This is a genomic window from Caballeronia sp. GACF4 (assembly GCF_023631025.1).
In the GTDB taxonomy this organism is placed as follows: Bacteria; Pseudomonadota; Gammaproteobacteria; order Burkholderiales; family Burkholderiaceae; genus Caballeronia.
This window is the reverse complement of record NZ_JALQDW010000020.1, coordinates 122,589-140,287: the sequence shown is the minus strand read 5'-3', so window position 1 is coordinate 140,287 and position 17,699 is coordinate 122,589. Positions and strand designations below refer to the sequence as shown.

The 17,699-nt window shown below is 60.5% G+C and carries 21 protein-coding genes; 8 read left to right on the top strand and 13 right to left on the bottom strand.

What is annotated here, in order from left to right; genetic code table 11:
* Positions 1-431 precede the first annotated feature (431 nt).
* Together NCR40_RS20050 and NCR40_RS20045 are read left to right on the top strand one after the other, a co-directional pair.
* Positions 432-758, top strand: a complete 327-nt coding sequence (locus NCR40_RS20050) for a hypothetical protein (protein WP_250467566.1) — start codon at positions 432-434, stop codon at positions 756-758.
* Positions 759-883: 125 nt separating this feature from the next.
* The gene (locus NCR40_RS20045) at positions 884-1,279 is read left to right on the top strand and encodes a hypothetical protein (protein WP_250510432.1); all 396 of its coding nucleotides are present in this window, start codon (positions 884-886) and stop codon (positions 1,277-1,279) included.
* A gap of 112 nt (positions 1,280-1,391) precedes the next feature.
* Here NCR40_RS20045 and NCR40_RS20040 read toward each other — a convergent pair whose 3' ends face one another.
* The 3 genes from NCR40_RS20040 to NCR40_RS20030 all read right to left on the bottom strand — a co-directional run bounded on the left by NCR40_RS20040 (position 1,392) and on the right by NCR40_RS20030 (position 4,147).
* Positions 1,392-1,958 (bottom strand): transglycosylase SLT domain-containing protein, encoded by a 567-nt coding sequence (locus NCR40_RS20040; RefSeq protein WP_250467564.1) that lies wholly within the window; start codon positions 1,956-1,958, stop codon positions 1,392-1,394.
* Between the two features lie 117 nt (positions 1,959-2,075).
* Positions 2,076-3,512, bottom strand: coding sequence for a DHA2 family efflux MFS transporter permease subunit (locus tag NCR40_RS20035; protein ID WP_284503394.1), 1,437 nt, complete (start codon positions 3,510-3,512; stop codon positions 2,076-2,078).
* Positions 3,513-3,595: 83 nt separating this feature from the next.
* A complete protein-coding gene (locus tag NCR40_RS20030) occupies positions 3,596-4,147 on the bottom strand; it encodes a phosphonate degradation HD-domain oxygenase (protein WP_250467563.1) in 552 nt (183 codons plus the stop codon).
* Positions 4,148-4,281: 134 nt separating this feature from the next.
* On the opposite strand from NCR40_RS20030, the gene NCR40_RS20025 reads away from it, so the two are divergent.
* Positions 4,282-4,827, top strand: coding sequence for a DnaJ domain-containing protein (locus NCR40_RS20025; protein WP_250510431.1), 546 nt, complete (start codon positions 4,282-4,284; stop codon positions 4,825-4,827).
* Between the two features lie 12 nt (positions 4,828-4,839).
* Here the strand turns inward: NCR40_RS20025 and NCR40_RS20020 are convergent, their stop codons facing one another.
* The 3 genes from NCR40_RS20020 to NCR40_RS20010 all read right to left on the bottom strand — a co-directional run bounded on the left by NCR40_RS20020 (position 4,840) and on the right by NCR40_RS20010 (position 6,108).
* On the bottom strand, positions 4,840-5,088 hold the full coding sequence (locus NCR40_RS20020) for a hypothetical protein (protein WP_250467561.1): 249 nt from the start codon (positions 5,086-5,088) through the stop codon (positions 4,840-4,842).
* Between the two features lie 329 nt (positions 5,089-5,417).
* A complete protein-coding gene (locus tag NCR40_RS20015) occupies positions 5,418-5,792 on the bottom strand; it encodes a VOC family protein (RefSeq protein WP_250510430.1) in 375 nt (124 codons plus the stop codon).
* A gap of 1 nt (position 5,793) precedes the next feature.
* Positions 5,794-6,108 carry a hypothetical protein gene (locus tag NCR40_RS20010; protein WP_250467559.1) on the bottom strand — a complete coding sequence of 105 codons (315 nt, stop codon included), beginning with the start codon at positions 6,106-6,108 and terminating at the stop codon, positions 5,794-5,796.
* Between the two features lie 158 nt (positions 6,109-6,266).
* Here NCR40_RS20010 and NCR40_RS20005 point away from each other — a divergent pair, with 158 nt between their 5' ends.
* The 4 genes from NCR40_RS20005 (at position 6,267) to NCR40_RS19990 (ending at position 9,674) form a co-directional block, all read left to right on the top strand.
* On the top strand, positions 6,267-6,812 hold the full coding sequence (locus NCR40_RS20005) for a DUF3280 domain-containing protein (protein ID WP_244828841.1): 546 nt from the start codon (positions 6,267-6,269) through the stop codon (positions 6,810-6,812).
* A gap of 168 nt (positions 6,813-6,980) precedes the next feature.
* Positions 6,981-8,045 carry a beta-propeller fold lactonase family protein gene (locus NCR40_RS20000; protein ID WP_250510429.1) on the top strand — a complete coding sequence of 355 codons (1,065 nt, stop codon included), beginning with the start codon at positions 6,981-6,983 and terminating at the stop codon, positions 8,043-8,045.
* A gap of 133 nt (positions 8,046-8,178) precedes the next feature.
* Entirely contained in the window at positions 8,179-8,586 is a 408-nt protein-coding gene (locus tag NCR40_RS19995; protein WP_244828839.1) for a hypothetical protein, read from the top strand.
* Positions 8,587-8,690: 104 nt separating this feature from the next.
* Complete coding sequence (locus tag NCR40_RS19990) at positions 8,691-9,674, top strand: glycosyltransferase family 2 protein (protein WP_250510428.1); 984 nt, start codon at positions 8,691-8,693, stop codon at positions 9,672-9,674.
* Between the two features lie 9 nt (positions 9,675-9,683).
* Here the strand turns inward: NCR40_RS19990 and NCR40_RS19985 are convergent, their stop codons facing one another.
* Entirely contained in the window at positions 9,684-12,038 is a 2,355-nt protein-coding gene (locus tag NCR40_RS19985) for a TonB-dependent receptor (RefSeq protein WP_250510427.1), read from the bottom strand.
* 164 nt (positions 12,039-12,202) lie between these two features.
* Between NCR40_RS19985 and NCR40_RS19980 the strand changes: the two genes are divergently transcribed.
* Positions 12,203-13,240, top strand: a complete 1,038-nt coding sequence (locus NCR40_RS19980; RefSeq protein ID WP_502801005.1) for a sensor histidine kinase — start codon at positions 12,203-12,205, stop codon at positions 13,238-13,240.
* On the opposite strand, the gene NCR40_RS19975 is transcribed toward NCR40_RS19980, so the two are convergent.
* From NCR40_RS19975 to NCR40_RS19950, 6 genes are read right to left on the bottom strand one after another with little or no spacing between them, the layout of a single operon-like run.
* The gene (locus NCR40_RS19975) at positions 13,168-13,869 is read right to left on the bottom strand and encodes a response regulator (protein ID WP_250467555.1); all 702 of its coding nucleotides are present in this window, start codon (positions 13,867-13,869) and stop codon (positions 13,168-13,170) included. The two genes, NCR40_RS19980 and NCR40_RS19975, sit on opposite strands and share 73 nt — an antisense overlap.
* Positions 13,866-15,065: a pyrroloquinoline quinone biosynthesis protein PqqE gene (gene pqqE, locus NCR40_RS19970; RefSeq protein ID WP_250510425.1), complete on the bottom strand. Its 1,200-nt coding sequence runs from the start codon at positions 15,063-15,065 to the stop codon at positions 13,866-13,868. Before pqqE ends, NCR40_RS19975 begins: the two co-directional genes overlap by 4 nt.
* A gap of 15 nt (positions 15,066-15,080) precedes the next feature.
* Positions 15,081-15,389, bottom strand: coding sequence for a pyrroloquinoline quinone biosynthesis peptide chaperone PqqD (pqqD, locus tag NCR40_RS19965; protein WP_250510424.1), 309 nt, complete (start codon positions 15,387-15,389; stop codon positions 15,081-15,083).
* A complete protein-coding gene (gene pqqC / locus NCR40_RS19960) occupies positions 15,386-16,120 on the bottom strand; it encodes a pyrroloquinoline-quinone synthase PqqC (RefSeq protein WP_250510488.1) in 735 nt (244 codons plus the stop codon). The genes pqqD and pqqC overlap by 4 nt, the downstream gene beginning before the upstream one ends.
* A 40-nt stretch (positions 16,121-16,160) precedes the next feature.
* Complete coding sequence (pqqB, locus tag NCR40_RS19955) at positions 16,161-17,090, bottom strand: pyrroloquinoline quinone biosynthesis protein PqqB (RefSeq protein WP_250510423.1); 930 nt, start codon at positions 17,088-17,090, stop codon at positions 16,161-16,163.
* Between the two features lie 25 nt (positions 17,091-17,115).
* Positions 17,116-17,685 carry a cytochrome b gene (locus NCR40_RS19950; protein WP_250510422.1) on the bottom strand — a complete coding sequence of 190 codons (570 nt, stop codon included), beginning with the start codon at positions 17,683-17,685 and terminating at the stop codon, positions 17,116-17,118.
* Positions 17,686-17,699: the final 14 nt, after the last annotated feature.

Below are 17,699 nucleotides of genomic sequence, written 5' to 3'. Positions count from 1 at the left end.
CGTCGCTGGATTTCGCGACTTGTTACTTGTCGGCCTTCGTTTTGGCTCCCCACCGGCACCTTCGCTGCGCCCCGTTAAACCTTGATGCGCTGTTTTTTTCGTCGCGATGCAGATGAAACGCCGCGCTTCAGTGGCGCGTTGACGTCCGTCTGGTGACAAAGGGTAACGAGTCGCGAGCAAATGAAACGGCGCGTTATGACGCCGAGCGTCGTGGAAAGTCTTTACCGATTCAACATGCCAAGTGTTACGGCCAAACACATATGTCGGCATTTATAGCAGCGCCGTGGAAATACTTCGATATCCGAACGAATGCCTGCCGCAGGACCAACTTGTAAGCGTTGAAATGTACGGTTACCAACTGCATCAGTTATTTCTTCATCGCCTGCTTAAGATGACTCTACGAACCCGGCTCACGGGAATTGGAGAGTCTCATGAAACGCGCAGCACTTGTCTTGTTGATGATCGGAAGTCTGTCGGTGGCAGGACAGGCGTCGGCCCACGGACGCGGCGGCGGCTACGGCGGCCACGGTGGTGGCGGCAATGGCGGCGCGATTGTCGGGGCGTTGATCGGCGGCGCTGTGCTGGGTGCCATCGTGAGCTCGGTGGCGAATGCGCAGCCTGTCTACGCACAGCCGGCTTATGCGCAACCGGCTTATGCGCAGCCTGTGTACGCGCAACCTGCCGTTCCTCCCGGCTATTGCTACGACGGCTATCGCCGCGCCTACGTGCCCTGCGCGCCCGCTGGCTACGGATATTGATTGCACGACCATCGTCGCCACGCGGCACGACGTTTGCGCTAACAAGTCCACGTGCGTTGCAGCGTCTCTGCGGCCTGGACGGACGATGGATGGACACGTGAAACGCAAACTTTTGGAGACTTGCTATGAACGCGACTAAGAAGCTGGTGATCTCGGCACTGGTGTTGGGTCTTTCGGGCGGTGTCTACGCGCAGGCCGGAGGCGGAGGCGGCGCAGGTGGTGGTGCGGGCGGCGGCGCAGGCGGTGGCGGTGGCGCGGGCATGGGGTCGGCAGGTGCGGGCGGCAATGGCGCCGCGGGCGCTGGCGTTGGCATGGGCGCGTCGGGCAAGGGTGGTGGCGTCGGCATGAGCGGCGCGACAGGCACGGGTGTCGGCGGCTCGTCGGATGGCACGAGCGGAACCGGCACAGGCGCGAAGAGTGGCATGAACAACGGGGTCAACAACAACATGAACCCGGGAACCATGCAGCGCAGCACGCCGGACAGTACCGGCAACGCTAACGGTGCACAAAAGAGCTACTGATGTCGTGGTACGTGTACGCTAGCGCGCATGCAGGTGCGATCGCCGGGGCAGGTTGCGGCATCCGCTATGCAGCGGCGCGCGAAGAACGAAAGATTGAATCGCGAATAACGTTTTACTGCTCGGTCGCGGACGCTGCACTTGCCGCCGCTGCCGGCTCGAATGTCTTGACGCGCAAACTGACCTTCTCGGCATAAGCGCGTGAACCGCCGTAGCTCTTCAGCGCGGCGTCGATATCGCCTTGTGCGGACTTCAGATAGCCGTGCAGGATAGCCGAACCGACTTCGATATTGGTTTCCGGCTCTGTCAAATCCACATCGCGAACCAACTTCTTGTGAGCGGAAGGCACGACCTGCATGAGACCGGTTGCGTCGTTCGGGCCGTGGGCCGTTTCCTTGAAGCGCGATTCTATGGAAATGATCGCAAGCAACAATGCCGGCGGAAGCGAGTATTTCGATGAAGACGCCATTACCGCCGATGCGATGGTCTGCGCCTTCTCGCGCGCAACGCCGAACTTGCGAACGATCAATTCTGAAATCTTGTGACTGACTTGCTCTGTTTTTACGTCGTTGCCCGAGGGCGCCTGCGTGTCGTTTTGGCCGCCGGGCCGCACGGCTTCTTGCGCGCTTGCAGCTTGTGCGAGGCTGATCAGTAGAAGGATTGAGAGAATATTTCGACGCATCGGACTGGGTAATCTTGAGGAAAGCGCATTATAGCTTCATAAAAAAGTCTTGCGGATCATGGGCTTGTCTTAAATATGATGAATATTTTTGCAATTCGGTATTGCTTACCCGGTAAATCAGGTGCGCTCTGCGCGCTTCGCCGTGGGCGCTGAGATGCCAGCGCCGGCTTCATCGGAGAGACGTGCGAACATTGGAAGAGACATTAGGACGACTGCCGCTGTCGCCAAAAAGGCGCTCGCTAGTTGCCAGCGTTCGGTCTGAACGCTGCCGGAAATCAGCATCGTGGCTTGAATCGTCCCGGCCGCGACGGTTACACCAAGCGCCTTCATCAACTGCTGCGCGGTGCCCTGAAACGAAGTCGCGGCGGCGAGGCGCGGCTTCGGAACATCGGCGAAAGCGAGCGCGCCCATCGTCGCGAAACTGAGCGAGCGGCCTAGTCCGCCGACGAGGAGCAGCACGAAAATGGCTGCTGCGGGCCAAGCCTGCGACATCGTCGAGCACACGACCAGAACCAGCGCAAAGATCACGCTGCCTGCGCACAGAACCGCGCGCACGGAGAATCGCCGGAGTGCGAGCGCGGTCATCGGACGCATGCAAAAAGAGCCGAGCGCGCTTGCAAAAGTCACCAGTCCGCTAGCGGACGCGCTGTAACCGAAGCCGGTCTGTAAGGTGAGCGGCACGAGAAAAGGCAGCGCACCGGCGCCCGCGCGGAAGAGGCTGCCCGCGACCGTGGCCGCGTGAAATGTCGGAATGGCAAGCAGCGAGAAGTCGATGGCAGGATTCTCCACGCGCCGGCAGTGAACGACGGTTGCCCAGAACAGTAGGAGGCCGACCGCGACGCATGCCCAGGGCAGCCCTTCGGGCATCACGCCGCGTCCCGCGCTTTCGATTCCGATCATGAACAGACTCAGCGATGTCCCTGAAAGCAGCATGCCGCGCAAATCCGGCGGTGTGCGGCTTTCAGGCGGCGAGGGCGGCAAAAGCTTCCACGTGAGGACGAGACCGATCGCGCCGACTGGCACGTTGACCCAGAAGATGCTGCGCCAGGAGAGCGCATCGGTGAGAAAGCCGCCGAGCGGCGGCCCAAGCAAGGGGCCGACAAGCGCGGGCATGGTGAGCCACGTGGTCGCTTGCAGCAGCTCTTCGCGCTTCACGCCGCGAAAGAGGATCAGGCGGCCGACGGGCACCATCATCGCGCCACCCAGACCTTGCACGATGCGCGCGCCGATGAGTTGCGGAAGATTCGCCGCCGCCGCGCAAGCGATCGACGCGAGCGTGAACGTGGCGATTGCCCACATGAAAACGCGCCGCGCGCCGAAGCGGTCGGCCACCCAGCCGCTCGCCGGAATGAAGACCGTGAGCGCAACTAGATAAGCGGTAATGGCGCTGCTCAGATGGACGGGATCGATATGCAGGTCGCGCGCCATCGTGGGAATGGCGGTCGCGACGATGGTGCCGTCCATGTTCTGCATGAAGAGCGCCGAGGCCACGACGGCAGCGGTGATGCGAAAGTTGCCGTCGTTCACGATGCAGTGTGTGCTCGCACGCTGCATGGGCGCTGCAAGGCATTTCGAGTGGATGACGAGTGCATGCCCGCCAGTCTACGCGAAGCCCGCGGAGGCGCGCGGGTCGCCTCTCAATTCCGCAGTGCGATGTCTTCGGCGTATTCCAGATAGTGAGCAAGCGGCGGCGTGCCACGTGCGGCGTCCTTCGCTTCGTCATCCCAGCGGCGCAACGCCAAGGCATCTTCGGCGAACGGGCGCGCCAGAAAATCGCGCGCTTCGTCGGCATCGAATACGCCGCCTTGCAGCTGCAAACTGCGCACCGAATCGGGCGAAAGAAGCGCGTGATATGAGGCATCGACCGCGCAGAGGCAGCGCTTGGCATCCACGTGAAGGCGGATCGGTTCGAGCACGGCATCCGCGAACAGCGGGCGTAAGAACGGCAGCGCGTAATACTGGTGGAGATCGTCGATACCGCGTGTAGTCGGCGTATCGCCCTGCAAATTCAACAGATGCCCGAGGTCGTGCAGCAATGCCGCGACGATCAACTCGCGTTGCGCGCCCGCCTGCTCCGCGAGATACGCTGTCTGCAGCGCGTGTTCGAGTTGCGTGACGGGCTCGCCGCTATAGGCAAGCGCCCCGTAGGTGTCGAAGAGATGCCGGATGTCGTTGAGGGAGAGCGCCATCTTCCTGTGCAGTGCGAGGAGAAACGGTGATTGTCGCGAGTCTTCATGACGTGCCGATGGCATCGCGCACCTGCATAAAACCGCTGTTTTTAGCGTGTTACGATGCCCTTCGATCCGTCAATCATTCAATGCAGATGGCAACGTTATACGAAACGCTTGGAGTAGGCGAGCACGCCACCGAGGAAGAGATCAAGCGCGCTTATCGCAAGGCCGCGATGCGCTCGCATCCGGATCGCAACGCGGGCAACGAAGACGCCGCGCGCGCGACGTTTCAAGAGATCAAGGAAGCCTACGCCATACTTTCCGATCCCGCGCAACGCGAAGTCTACGATCGCATTTTCGCGGAGGAAGTCGCGCGTCTACATAAGGCGCAAACAGAGCGCGAAGCGAAGGAGCGTGAAGTACGCGAGGCGCGCTATGCGGAATATGTATCGCTCGCCGTGCGGTTCGCATCGCAAGGGCATAACCGCGATGTCGTCTTTGGCGTGCTGCTTGGAAAGCAATGCGAGGAAGTGCAAGCGCGGCAAATCGCGGATAGCGCGATAGCGCTGCATGATTCGCGACAGACGGCTGACGCCGAGCCAGCCGAAGAACCCGTCGTTGAAAAGAAACCGGCGGGTCCCACGATCAATCCGCTTGGTTCCGTGTGGTTCCAGTTTCTCAACAACCTGAAGCTTTAAATCGATGCCGTGCTACGCGGCCAGTCTTTCGCCACGCATGTTACGGTGACGCGGCGCGGGCGGATACACACACCAGTGGCCGTCGTCGTGACGGAAGAAAAACAGCGCACGCGATGCAGCGCCCTGCAGCGTTTCCACACAAACGAAGCGGCGCCGGTCTGCGCGCGTGCGGCTGAATTGCCTGACATGGACCGGCGTGCTTCCGGGCGCCAGCCATTTTTCGACCTGATAGCGAAGGGATTGCTCTTTCGTGCATTTCATTCCGAGTCTCCAACACGCGGCATTCATGTTCGGGCTAACGGCCAGATGCGCTCAAGGCTTTACGCCCCGCCACTGAAATAACTATGCCGCAATGCATCACGTACCTGACAAAGCACTTTAACTCTACGCCTGAAAACCAGGCGCCTGCTCCAAGTTTGCGAAATAGCAACACGCTCACTTTGAACTGGCGGAGTACGGCTTCGAGTCGATTGAATGGTCATTCAACGCGATGGACGGGTATGTACGCGAACGGTCATATCAATGATCCGATGCGTGCGCTATCCGTCATTTGTGTAAGAGCCAGTTCCGTGCCGCGGCGCGGCATTTTTTTAGAGCGGCCGTGCGAAACTCAGTTCGTGGCCGTCGGGATCAGTGAGATGGAAGTAGCGCTCGTTCCAGGGCGCATCGCGCGGCGCGAAGTGCGGTTTCGTTCCGCAGGCAAGCGCACGGCGATAAAAAGCATCCACGTCGGAGACATGAATGATGAAGCGGCCCCACCATTGAACGGGACCATGTGTTTCGGTTGTGATGTTGAGAAAGGACGCACCTAGCGCAAAAGAAGTGAATGCCTCGTTCGCGCCGCCATGCACGATACGAAAACCGAGCGCTTCGTAAAAGGCGACGGCACGGGGCATATCGTGCGTGGCGAGCGTAACGGCGCTGAGACTTTCAATGCGCGGGTCGTCTTGATTCGAATCGGTCATGTCATCCAGTGTGATGATGATGCGACACGAGCGGCAGCACGTTCAAATCCGGATGCGTACCATCGACGATACTTCGGCCGACATGCCGCGCGTCGTCGGCTGCGTCGTCGGGAGTCTTGAACGCGTCGTCGCCATCGGAATGAAAATGCACGGCGTCGCCAGGCGTATCCGCATGCGCGCCGGGTCTGCATACATAGGCAATATAAAGGTAGCTGTTAGACGCGGATTCAGGCGCTGCCTTGATTTGCGGCAGTGCATGAATCTCGAAGCCTTCGTATTCGAAAACGTGACACTTCGGCGTGGGGTCGTCGGGCATGATCGCCTCCTTTCCATCTTCGCGCGGGCTATTCAACGTTACTCCTGTTGGCGCGATGAATCCATGTTTAAGCGCGTTGAAACGAACGATACGCTTGCTCCGCAGCGCGTTGGACGTTATGTTGAGCCACGGGCCTTTCGCCCGACGAGACTTCAACCATGACCGTCATCCGTCGCGTAGTGCGTGCGCTGTTTCTCGTGGTTATCGCAAGCTTAGGCTTTGCTACAGGCAACGCCGGTGCGCAGAACGAGAAGCCGTCGCTTGCACTCATCGACTGCACGCTTATCGACGATAACGCCGCGTATAACGATGCCGACATCAACCGCATCCAGAGCCAGCGCCTCGCGATGATCGGCACCGCGCTGCGCGACGACATGCGTGAGCGTGGCCTGTTCCGCATTGCCGATAACGCGCCCGCCAAGGATCTCATCGCGTCGCTTCAAGGGGCGCAAGACATGAGCGCCTGCAACGGCTGCGAACTGCGCGTAGCGCGCCAACTTGGCGTGGAGCGCGTGGGCATTTGCTGGGTGCAGAAGATCAGTAATCTAATCCTCAACATGAACCTTCGTGTGGAAGATGCCAAGAGCGGCGCCACGCTCTTTCAGCGTTCCGTCGATATACGCGGCAACACGGATCTCTCGTGGCAGCGTGGCGCCAAGGCGCTCGTCGTCCTGCTCGCCGACGATCCTTCGATGAAGCCCTGACGCGGCGATTGAACCCACGGAAACGAATTCGGGAGTTTCTCCCGCCTTCCGGCGTTGCCAGAGCGGCGCATGTTGGGCTAAGTTCCATTCGGGCACGCCCGTTCGACGCGGTCGCGGTGCCTGTCAAAACAAATTCGATTCGAACACGAATCAAAGCCGGAGACGACCATGCAAGCCAGATACAGGGCGGCGCGCTTTGCCTGCGCGTCGGTACTCGCGCCGACGCTCGCGCTTGCCGCAAGCTCCACGCACGCGGCCACGCCCACCGCCTACGTGACGACCGAGTCCGCCGGTGTCGGCGTCATCGATCTGGGCGATCTCTCGCTCAAGCAAACTTTCGATGTGGGCAAAGACGGTCCGCGCGGCCTGAGTCTCAACAAGGAAGGAACACGCCTTTACGTCGCGAACAAGGAGACAGCGGACCTTTCGGAGATCGATACATCGACGGGTAAGGTCGTGCGGCGCGTGAAGATCGGCAAGAATCCGGAGTTCGTGCGCGTGCGTGGCGGCTTCGCTTACGTGACCTACGAGCCGGGCGAATCCGGCGGTCCCCCGAAGCCTGGTCAACTCGAAAAGGACGATGACGATCCCAATGCGCCGCCCGCCGAGATCGCCATCGTCGATCTCAAGACGCTTAAGGTTCTGCGCTCGGTCAAGAGCGGACACGAAACGGAAGGCGTGGAATTCTCGGCCGATGGCAAGTCCATTCTCGTGACCAATGAAGGTGACGACACGGTGTCGGTGTATCGCGTGGGCAGCGGCAAGTTCGTGCGCACGGTCACGTTGCCGAAAGGTTCGCGCCCACGCGGCATCAAGGTATCGCCGGATGGCAAGCAGTATGTCGTGACGCTCGAGAACACGAACAAGTTCACCGTGCTCGATGCGGCCGATCTCAAGATCGTCAAGACCGTCGACACGAAGACGGGCCCGTATGGCGTATCGTTCGATCCTTCGGGCAAGCGTCTTCTCGTTGCCGCTTCGCGCGACAAGACCTTGCAAGTCTTCGATGGCAAAAGCTTCGAGCACTTAAGCGATGTACCGATTGGTCAACGTTGCTGGCACTTCAGCTTCACGCCCGATGGCTCGAAGATTCTCTTTGCATGTGGACGGTCCAACGCCGTGTATGTGCTCGATGCATCGAACTATCAGACGGTCAAGCAGATCGGTGATCTACCGCTCGCATGGGGCATCGTGACGTATCCGCCGAGCGCGGGATCGATCGAAGGGCGTTGAGCTTGATGCATGAAACGCGATGGCCGCCATGCGCGGCCATTTCGGTTTGTGCCTTGCATCGTTTCGTAAAGGAATCCGCGCCGCTCAAGAGAGCGCTGGTAGTATCGGGACAGGCTCGACGGCGAGGTGCACCATGTTCACATTGGCCGAGGCTTTCCAGGAGCTCCTGGATTCGCCCTCACGTAAGCGTCTGTTGATCGCAGCTCAAGGCGGCACTGCCAATTGTCATTGGCTACCCGCATACGTCGGCAAGCATGGCGAGTTTCGTTGCGACCCGCGCGCTGCTAACATCGAAATAGACGACGATGCCGCCGAAGCAATCCGCCTCTTCTCCGCTGGTTCGCTTTCTTCATGCGCGCTCGTCGTGCATCTGGGTGAGCTTGGCGTCGGCGCACTCGTCATGGGTCCCGAATCGCCAAGCGACGCCATGCGCATGCTCGAACAACTCAAGGCCAACGCGCTTGGCCGCTTTGTCGAAAACTATCTGGCGGAATTGCAGCAGCGCAGGCCAGCTAAGGTTTATCCCTTCAAGCCGCGTTGAAAAATAATTCGGATGGCTGATAAAACCATCTTTGACAATTCGAAGCAAGAAGGCGCGGATAATGTCGAGCCGAACCCGACCGCGGAAAAGCCGCTGCGCTCAACATGCCAAAGATATCCGTCGTCATCCCGACTTACAACGCAGAGCGCTTCATCGTCGAAACGCTGCAATCGTTGCTGAATCAGGACGCCGATTTCGAAGTCCTGATTCTCGATGACGCGAGCCATGACGACACGCTTGCACGCGTGCGCAGCCTGAACGACGCGCGCATTCGCATCTTTTCCCTCGAGCATAATCAGGGGCGCGCGAGCAACGCAAACCGTGGCTTTAATCTATGCCGTGGCGAATACATTGCGCGCATCGATCACGATGACATTGCCGAGCCGGGCAGACTTCGTAAGCAAGCGGAATATCTCGATGCGCATCCGCATGTCACCGTGCTCGGCACGCAAATCCGCCACTTCGGTGAAGATTCCACCGTCAGCAATTTTCCGCTCGAAGACGGCGAGATAAAGGCGCGTTTCATGATCGGCGCGGCTTACCTCGCCAATCCGAGCGTGATGTTCCGGCGCGCGTTCATCCAGCGCTTCGAGATTCGCTACGATCCGAATCTGCACATTGTGGATGATCTCGGCTTCTGGTTCGACTGCATGCTGCATGGCGCGCGCTTCGCCAACCTTGCAGAGCCTTTGACGGCATACCGGATTCATCGAGAGATGACGTCGTTGAATCTCGATGTCGTAAAGCTCTACGAAGCCAAGAAGCGCCTTTTCATGCGTATCTTTCCCACGTTCTTTCCGCGTCTCACCGGACATGACGTGCAACGCCTGTGTACGTTGCACGATTGGCCACTCAAGCCGGAAGCCGAACTCGATACATTGATCGACGCGTATCGCGCGGGCGGCGTCGCCCTTTCGCAGATCGACACGCGCTATGGTGTAAGCGCACTCGAACTCGAGTATCGAATGGTCGATATGCTCGATCGTAAATGGCGGGCGTCAGCACAAAGCTATCCTCGTAGCGAAGAGGACAAGTTCCGCTGTCACCGCGCGATTGCGGAAGCAATGAGTCAACTCAAGCATGCTTGAGCGGCATACTCACTTCCACGCATAGCGCATCCCCACCCACACGCCACGCGGCGCGCCAACACCCAGAAATTGCTCGTTGGTGGTATCCGCGCCGTTGAACGTGTGATTCGGTCCGTTGAAGAAGTTCTCGCCAAGAATGGCGAAGTTCGCGTAGCGCTTGTTCAACAGATTCTTTACGGTCGCATAGACCTGCAACTGCTTGGTCACGTTGTAGGTCGTATCGAGATCGATCAGAAAGTAGCCGGCAATGCTGCCATTCGTGTCCTGATTGTTCTCGTCGCCGCGCGCGAAGATGCTGCTGCGATACGTGAGGTTGCTGCCGATATTCCATTGCGGCAGCGCGTTGTAGTCGAGTCGCACCTTGACCGTATTCGCCGGAATGCCCGGAATGCGATCGCCGGAGTGAACGGTGATATTGCCGCCGTCATCCGCGCTCGAATTGCTGGCGCTGCTCTCGGTCCATGTCGAACGATAAGTCGCGTTCACGTAGCTATAGCTCGCGGCCATGCCGACCGGTCCCCATTGCGTGCGGCCCGCGAGTTCGAAGCCTTGCCTGCGCGTCTTGCCCACGTTCTGAAAGTAGCCGAGCGTGCTTGCCGCGCCCTGGCTGCTGACGAACTGGATATCGTCGGAAAGGGTCGTGCTGTAGGCCGCCGCGCTCCATGTCGTCGCGTTGCCAAGGCGTCCACGCGCGCCCACTTCGAAGGTGCGCGAAATCACCGGCTTGAGGTCGGGGTCGGCGATGAAATCGTTCGGCAGCGAGCACGGTGCGGCCGGGTCGGCGCAAGCGAGTTCGATAGCCGTCGGCGAACGCATGCCTTCGTTATACGTGGCGTAGGCGGTGAAGGAGCGCGTCGGATTCCAGTTGAAACCGATAGCCGGATTGAAGCGCGAGAACGTGTGATTGCCATCGAGTAATGGCTGCACGCCGCTCTCGTCGCCGATCACCGCCTTCGACCAGTTATAGCGCCCGGCGAGCGTCATGGACCATTGCTGCGTGAAAGAGAAGGTGTTCTCGAAGTAGATGCCCCAGTTCTGATTGCGCGTCTTGGCGTCCGTCTGCGGAACGAACGGACCCATGCCGATGGTCGCGCGGCTATCCGTGAACTCGGCATCCTGCGACGATTGCGAAAAATGCGAGTTGGCGAAGTCGCCCGCCGCACCGATCACCAACTGGTTGTCCTTGCCGAAGAGCTTGTTGAGCAAGGTGAGTTGCAGGCTTGCGCCGTAGCTGTCCGTGACGATCACCGACTGATCGTTGGTGGCCTGCGTGAGATCGATATCGTCGTCATCGTCGCCCTCCACGGTGCCGAAGTCGTCGTTGACGTTGCTGCTCACGTTCTTGTTGCGATAGTGACGGTAGTACAGATTGCCGCTCAACTGGATGTTCGGCGTGATGTAACGATCCGCCGACAGCGTGATATAGCCGACCTGATTCTCGTTGGTATCTGGGAACGTATAGGCTTGCTTGAAGTTGTTGAGGAACGAGCGCGGGATCGTCTGCGAGCCGTTTAGCGTGTTGTCCGCACCGCCCATCGAAAGGGAGATGGTCGTATCGGCGTCGGTGTAGCGCAGCTTGCCGAAGGCCTGGCGCAAGCGGCTCGAATTCTGCGCCGCCCAGCCGTTATCGTTCGTGATGTTGGCCGTGAAGTAGTAGTCGAGATGATCGCCGATCAACCCGCCTTGTTCGAACTGCGCTACCTTGCGGCCGAACGAACCGAAGCTCACATCCACCGCGCCGCCAGGGTTGTCCCGGCCGTTCTTCGTCGTCACCGCGATTGCGCCACCCAGCGTGTTCAAGCCGAACGTCGGGTTCGAGCCGGGAATGATCTGCATCGTGCTGATGGCGGCCTGCGGAATCAGGTCCCAGTTCACGACATCGCCGAACGGCTCGTTGATGCGTACGCCATCCAGGAACACCGAAAGGCCCTGCGGCGTGCCGAGCAGCGGCGAAGCCGTGAAGCCGCGATAGAGAATGTCCGTCTGCGATGGGTTGCCTTGCGCGTCGTTGATATCGACGCTGCCGACGTTCTTCTGCAAATAATCAGTGATGGTCTGGGAATGCTGCGCGTCGATCTGGCTGCCCTTGATGGTCTGCACGTTCGCGGGCACCTTTTCGAGCGGCGTGCCGACGCCGATGAGCGGTGTCGTGCCCACCACGACTACCGTGGGCAAGTCGGTATTCGGCGGCGGACTCGCTTCGACGACCGGTGCCACAACGGCGGGAGGCACCTCTGGAGCGCTTGCCGCCTGCGCCCATGCGCCGACAGTGATGCTGGCAAACGCACCGCCGAACACGAGCCGCAATCCGGCTCGGGGTTTGAACCGATGCGCTGACTTGCGCTCGCGCGGCATGCTTCTCATCGTCGTCTCCTCTCGTTATTGCAATGTCGGCTTGAGGTAAGTTCCTTTCATTGAAAGCGTCGCATGAGAACCCGCGCGCGCACCGGGAGCTTTTCCCGATTCAGCAGGGAAGCGTTCCCAATCGCACAAACGGTGTCGCGCCCGAGGATGAAGCCGTGCGTAGAATGCATTCCGTGATACCAAACGAATCTCTTCCCTCGCTCTCCGAACGCCCGCCCGCGCGTTCCATGCGCTCGACCGTATGGAGCGATCTCGCCTGCGTCGTCCTTATCACGGTGCTGGCCGGCATGCTGTTCGCGGCCTTCGACTTCAACGAGTTCACCTACCGATGGACGCGCAGCGCCGAGCGTTTCCAGCTCGATGAATTGCCCGCCACGCTCGTCGTGCTCGCAATCGGCTTCGCGTGGTTCGCGTGGCGGCGCTACCGTCAGGCGCAGCGTGAAGTTCGGCGGCGCCGGGCGCTGGAGGAAGAGGCGGAGCATCTGCTCGCGGAAAACCGCAGGCTCGCGAGTCAGGCCATTGCCGCGCAAGAAATCGAGCGCCGGCATCTCGCGCGCGAACTGCATGACGAACTGGGTCAGTACCTCAACGCCATTTCGCTCGATGCAGGGCGTATCCGCGATTTATCGCTCGAACGCGAGCCTGAAGTGCATCGTCTTTCGCTTGCGCTCATGCAAAGCGCGACGCATGTGTACCGCGAAATCGGCGGAATGATCCGCAAGCTGCGTCCGATCGGTCTCGATGAATTCGGCTTGCCGACCGCACTCGAACATTGCGTGGACGGCTGGCGCGAGCGCTTGCCCGATGCGGTGTTTACGCTAGCCGTCGATGGCGACTTCGACAATCTCAACGATGCGCTCAACATCACGCTCTACCGTCTCGTGCAGGAAGGCCTGACCAACGTGTCGAAATTCGCGCGCGATTCACGCGTCGAGATTTATCTGGCGCGTGCGCCGGCAGGCGAGATCGTGGTGACGATGACCGACAATGGACCGGGCGTCGATCTCGCGAAGCCGCGCATGGGGTTGGGTCTCATCGGCATGCGCGAACGCGTGGAAGCGCTCGGCGGCGAATTTCATATCGCCAGTCAACCCGGTGCGGGCTTCCTGTTTTGCGCGCGCGTTCCGGCTCAGGCGGGACTGCCGTTGCCTAGCGAACTGAACGAAGGAGCGAACGGCGCGTCGGTGAAATCGGCGAAATGAAGGCCTAGCCGGTTTGCTATTTGCGCGAGTTGCACGCCGTTATCGGCGCCGAATTTCTGCCGGATCACGGATTGATGGTTCGCCACTGTCTTCTGACTCAAGCCGAGTTTTTCCGCGATACTCGGCAATGTATAGCCTTGGACCAAGAGCCGCAGCACCTCGAATTCGCGTGCCGAAAGCTGACGTCCGGGCGGTCCTTCCTGAATGGTTGCGCGCAACGCCAGCGCCTGTGATATGTCAGGGCTTAGGTAACACACGCGCCGCGCGACGGAGCGTACCGCTTCGACCAGGACATCGGGTGCGCTCGCTTTCGTGACGTAGCCACGCGCGCCCGCATCGAGCGCGCGGCGCACGAAGATGGCTTCCTCGTGCACGCTGAAGATCAGGACATGCGCATGTGGCTCGCGCGCGAGCATGCGGCGCATGGCTTCTATTCCACTCGCGCCGGGCAGCGCGAGGTCCATCACCACGACATCCGGCTGCAAGGCGCAGAATTTCTGATACGCCTCCGCCGCGTTGCCCGCCTCGCCCGCGACGCTCACGTCGGGACTCAATTCGAGCAAGCGCTTGTAGCCTTCGCGCACTACGGCATGATCGTCCACCAGCAGCACGGCGATGTCGGCAGTCATGGTTGTCTCTCTCCGTTCTTGTTCGAATTGTTCTCGCGCGATTCGGCGGCAATGCGCCGCGAATTCGCATCGTTGCGAAACATGATCGGTTTTTCTTCCGGCTCCTGACGCATCGTGGCGGCCCGCACCACTTCGATCACGCGCTCGTGATGCGGGGACTTGTCGCAGACCGGGTCCGCGTTCGCGGGATCTTGCGTCAGCAGATACGCCTGACAGCGGCAGCCGCCGAGATCGATCGCTTTCTCGTCGCAACTGCGGCAGGGTTCTTTCATCCAGCCGAAGCCGCGAAATCGATTGAACGCATCGCTCTCGTACCAGATGTCCTTGAGCGGCGTCTCCGTGACGTTGGGGAACGTAAGGCCAGGCAACGAGCGCGCGGTATGACAAGGCAAGGCGGCGCCATCGGGCGCAATGCCGAGAAACACCGAGCCCCAGCCGTTCATGCAGCGCTTCGGACGACGCTCGTAGTAATCGGGCACGACGAAGTAGATCTTGCACCGGTCGCCAATCTCTTTGCGATAACGCTCGACCACCGCTTCCGCTTCCTGCAGTTGCTCGGCCGTCGGCATGAGCTGCGCGCGGTTCGCGTGCGCCCAGCCGTAATACTGCGTGTTCGCGAGTTCGAGATACTCCGCGCCCATGTCGAGCGCCATGTCGATAATGCGTCCGATATGCGGCAGGTTATAGCGATGCAGCACGCAATTGAGCACCATCGGAAAGTCGTGCGCCTTGATCATGCCGGCCACGCGCTTCTTGAGATCGAACGTCTTCGTGCTGGAAAGGAAGTCGTTGAGTTCCTGCGACGAGTCCTGAAACGAGAGTTGAATGTGATCGAGCCCCGCGTCCTTGAGCGCGGTAAGACGCTTGTCGGTGAGACCGATGCCCGACGTGATGAGGTTCGTATAAAAGCCGAGCTTGCGCGCTTCGCCGACCAGTGTTTCGAGGTCGTCGCGCAAGAGCGGCTCGCCGCCGGAAAAGCCCAGTTGCGCCGCACCCAGCGCACGCGCCTGACGCAACACGTCGAGCCATTGATCGGTGTTGAGTTCGCGCGTGTGATCCGCGTAGTTCACCGGGTTGTAGCAAAAGACGCAATGCAACGGGCATCGATACGTCAGTTCCGCAAGCAACCACAACGGCGGCGGAATGACCGCTGCTTCGGGGTCCGGCTCGGCAATCGGTTCGGACAAGTCAGTCATGCTTCACTCCAGCACTTACGCAAGCCAGCCGCGCGCGCGCGCTCCGGCAATGAAAGCCCGCACGTCGTCACCGAGATTGCTCGCGCCGAACGCTTCTTCGAGATCGGCGACGAGCTTCGGGATATCGCGCGTGCCGTCGCAGCGCAAAAGAATCTGCGCCGCGCTCTGATTGAGCTTCACCATGCCTTCCGGATAAAGCAGCACATGCGCGTCCTGCGCCGGTTCCCATTGCAGACGAAACAGGCGCTTGAGTTGCGGGCGCAACGCGTCGTCCGGCGCTTCGATCGCTTCCGTGATTCGTTGAGGAGGATTGGCGTCGCTCATTGCGGGAAGGCCTTTTCGATCGAATCCAGCATGGTCCAGAGGATGTCGAGCTTGAACTGCAGGATGTCGAGCGCGCGTTGTTGCTGCTCGCGCGTGTTGAAATGCGCGAGCGTGACTTCGAGCCCGTGTTCGACATCGCGCTGCGCAAGCGACACGCGTGAACGAAAATACGCAAGCCCGTCCGGCTCGATCCACTTGTAGTGCTCGGGCCACGTCGCAAGCCGGTCCTTGTGAATCTGCGGCGCGAACATCTCCGTGAGCGACGAACACACCGACTCTTGCCACGGCGCACGACGCGCGAAATTCACGTAGGCATCGACGGCGAAGCGCACACCCGGCGTCACGAACTTGAGCGACCAGAGATCGTCGCGCGAGAGGCCGACGGCATCGCCCAGACGCGCCCACGCCTCGATGCCGCCAGGCTGATCTTCGTAACCGTCGTGATCCAGAATGCGCAGCACCCAGCGGCGGCGCGTCTCGCGATCGGGACAATTCGCCATGACGGCCGCATCTTTCAGCGGGATGTTGATCTGATAGTAGAAGCGGTTCGCCACCCAGCCGCGAATCTGTTCCGGCGAACAGCCGCCGCTATTCATTTTCACGTTGAAGGGATGGTGGATGTGATACGCCGTGCCTTTCGCGCGCAGTTGCTCTTCGAACTGTTCGCGCGTCCAGGCGGGGCCGGCTTTCTTCAACGCGGTGAAGATCGGGCCGGTCGTGGGATTGAGCATCGGCGTGGCGGGAAAATCGGACATCCAGTTTCTCCGGAATTCAAAGCTCGAACGTCATGCCGTCATGCGCGACTTCTATGCCGTGCTCGGACAGTATGCGCCGCTCGGGTCCATCCTCGATGAGGATCGGATTGGTGTTGTTGATGTGAATGAGCACTTTGCGCACCTTGCGCGTCTTTTCGCGGTCGATCGAATCCAGCACCTCGATCATGCCGCCGGCGCCGCTTTGCGCGAGGTGGCCCATGTCGGCGCCGGTTTTCTTCGTGAGGCCGAGGCGGATCATCTCGTCGTCGGTCCAGACGGTGCCATCGACGAGCAACAGGTCGGCTTCGCGCATGGCATCGAGCACATGCGGTTCGAGTGTCCCTAAACCCGGCGCATAGAAAGCACGCTTGCCCGTGGCCGTATTCGTGAACATGAGGCCGATGTTGTCGCCGCGCTCGGGCGCCTCGCGATGCGGCGAATAAGGCGGCGCCTTGCTCGACAGCGGCAGCGCATCGACGACAATACGCGGCAGTTCGGGCACCGTGAGCGAAGTGCCATCGAGCGCGATACGCCGCTGCTCCACGCCGCAGTAATGCGAAAGAATCGACGTGATGGGAAAGCCGGTGGAAAGGTCTTGCCACACTGCGTCGGTCGTATAGAGCGGCAGCGGTGCGCCGCGCTCGCGCAACATCAAGAGTCCGGTGACGTGATCGATCTGCGCGTCCATGGTGATCACCGCGGCGATTCCGGTGTCACGCACGCGCCGCGCGGGCTGCAGTTCAGGATTCGCCGCGATCTGCGCGAGAATATCCGGCGATGCGTTCACGAGCAGCCAGTCTTCGCCGTTGTCGCTGACCGCAATCGACGACTGCGTGCGTGCCCGGGCAGCAATGGTCCCGCGCCGCACGCCGTCGCAATTGCGGCAATTACAGTTCCATTGCGGAAATCCGCCACCCGCCGATGAACCCAGCACGCGGATCTTCATAACGCCTCGCTCAAAACCAGTGCCGTCATGGCCACATCCTTCTCAAGAGACCATCGCGGTCGATCAACTGATGCTTCAACGCACCAAGAAAATGCAACACGACCAGCGCGGCCATGATCCACGCCAGATAGCCGTGGATGCCGAAGAACAGGCCGCGCAACGCCTTGTCGTCCCAGCCCCATTGTGGCAGAAGCACACCCCAGAAGCGCGTGCCGAACTTGTTGAACGACGAACCGAGGTATCCGGTGAGCGGCATTGCCACCATGCCAACGTATAAAAGAGCCTGCGTGATGCTCGCGGCGGCGCGTTGCCACGTCTGCATCGGCGGTAGAGGCGGCCGGCCGTAGACCAGTCGCACTACGATTCGAAGCAGCACCAGCAGGAAAACGGTCAGGCCCAGCGACTTGTGGAAGTTGATGAGCGACGACTTGAAGGCCAGCCCGCGCGGCAGGCCGACCATATAGAAGCCGATGCACAGCATCGCGGTGATGGCGATGGCGATCAGCCAGTGCAGCGCGATCAGCGGACGGGCGAAATGCTCGTCCGACGCCTTCGCGCCGGGGCGTATGGCAGCGGGCGTTTTCGCTGCGCTCATGTCGTCTCTCCGTT

Excerpts from the sequence above, each read along its gene's own strand:
- pqqC (WP_250510488.1), bottom strand. The coding sequence starts at position 16,120 with ATGCTCAATCCCACGACCGGCCCGATCTTCACCGCGTTGAAGAAAGCC.
- NCR40_RS19950 (WP_250510422.1), bottom strand. The coding sequence starts at position 17,685 with ATGAGCGCAGCGAAAACGCCCGCTGCCATACGCCCCGGCGCGAAGGCG.
- NCR40_RS20015 (WP_250510430.1), bottom strand. The coding sequence starts at position 5,792 with ATGACCGATTCGAATCAAGACGACCCGCGCATTGAAAGTCTCAGCGCC.
- NCR40_RS20045 (WP_250510432.1), top strand. The coding sequence starts at position 884 with ATGAACGCGACTAAGAAGCTGGTGATCTCGGCACTGGTGTTGGGTCTT.
- NCR40_RS19975 (WP_250467555.1), bottom strand. The coding sequence starts at position 13,869 with ATGACTGCCGACATCGCCGTGCTGCTGGTGGACGATCATGCCGTAGTG.
- pqqD (WP_250510424.1), bottom strand. The coding sequence starts at position 15,389 with ATGAGCGACGCCAATCCTCCTCAACGAATCACGGAAGCGATCGAAGCG.
- NCR40_RS20035 (WP_284503394.1), bottom strand. The coding sequence starts at position 3,512 with ATGCAGCGTGCGAGCACACACTGCATCGTGAACGACGGCAACTTTCGC.
- NCR40_RS20030 (WP_250467563.1), bottom strand. The coding sequence starts at position 4,147 with ATGGCGCTCTCCCTCAACGACATCCGGCATCTCTTCGACACCTACGGG.
- NCR40_RS20025 (WP_250510431.1), top strand. The coding sequence starts at position 4,282 with ATGGCAACGTTATACGAAACGCTTGGAGTAGGCGAGCACGCCACCGAG.
- NCR40_RS20005 (WP_244828841.1), top strand. The coding sequence starts at position 6,267 with ATGACCGTCATCCGTCGCGTAGTGCGTGCGCTGTTTCTCGTGGTTATC.
- pqqE (WP_250510425.1), bottom strand. The coding sequence starts at position 15,065 with ATGACTGACTTGTCCGAACCGATTGCCGAGCCGGACCCCGAAGCAGCG.
- NCR40_RS19985 (WP_250510427.1), bottom strand. The coding sequence starts at position 12,038 with ATGAGAAGCATGCCGCGCGAGCGCAAGTCAGCGCATCGGTTCAAACCC.
- NCR40_RS19995 (WP_244828839.1), top strand. The coding sequence starts at position 8,179 with ATGTTCACATTGGCCGAGGCTTTCCAGGAGCTCCTGGATTCGCCCTCA.
- NCR40_RS20010 (WP_250467559.1), bottom strand. The coding sequence starts at position 6,108 with ATGCCCGACGACCCCACGCCGAAGTGTCACGTTTTCGAATACGAAGGC.
- pqqB (WP_250510423.1), bottom strand. The coding sequence starts at position 17,090 with ATGAAGATCCGCGTGCTGGGTTCATCGGCGGGTGGCGGATTTCCGCAA.
- NCR40_RS19980 (WP_502801005.1), top strand. The coding sequence starts at position 12,203 with ATGCATTCCGTGATACCAAACGAATCTCTTCCCTCGCTCTCCGAACGC.
- NCR40_RS20000 (WP_250510429.1), top strand. The coding sequence starts at position 6,981 with ATGCAAGCCAGATACAGGGCGGCGCGCTTTGCCTGCGCGTCGGTACTC.
- NCR40_RS20020 (WP_250467561.1), bottom strand. The coding sequence starts at position 5,088 with ATGAAATGCACGAAAGAGCAATCCCTTCGCTATCAGGTCGAAAAATGG.
- NCR40_RS19990 (WP_250510428.1), top strand. The coding sequence starts at position 8,691 with ATGCCAAAGATATCCGTCGTCATCCCGACTTACAACGCAGAGCGCTTC.
- NCR40_RS20050 (WP_250467566.1), top strand. The coding sequence starts at position 432 with ATGAAACGCGCAGCACTTGTCTTGTTGATGATCGGAAGTCTGTCGGTG.
- NCR40_RS20040 (WP_250467564.1), bottom strand. The coding sequence starts at position 1,958 with ATGCGTCGAAATATTCTCTCAATCCTTCTACTGATCAGCCTCGCACAA.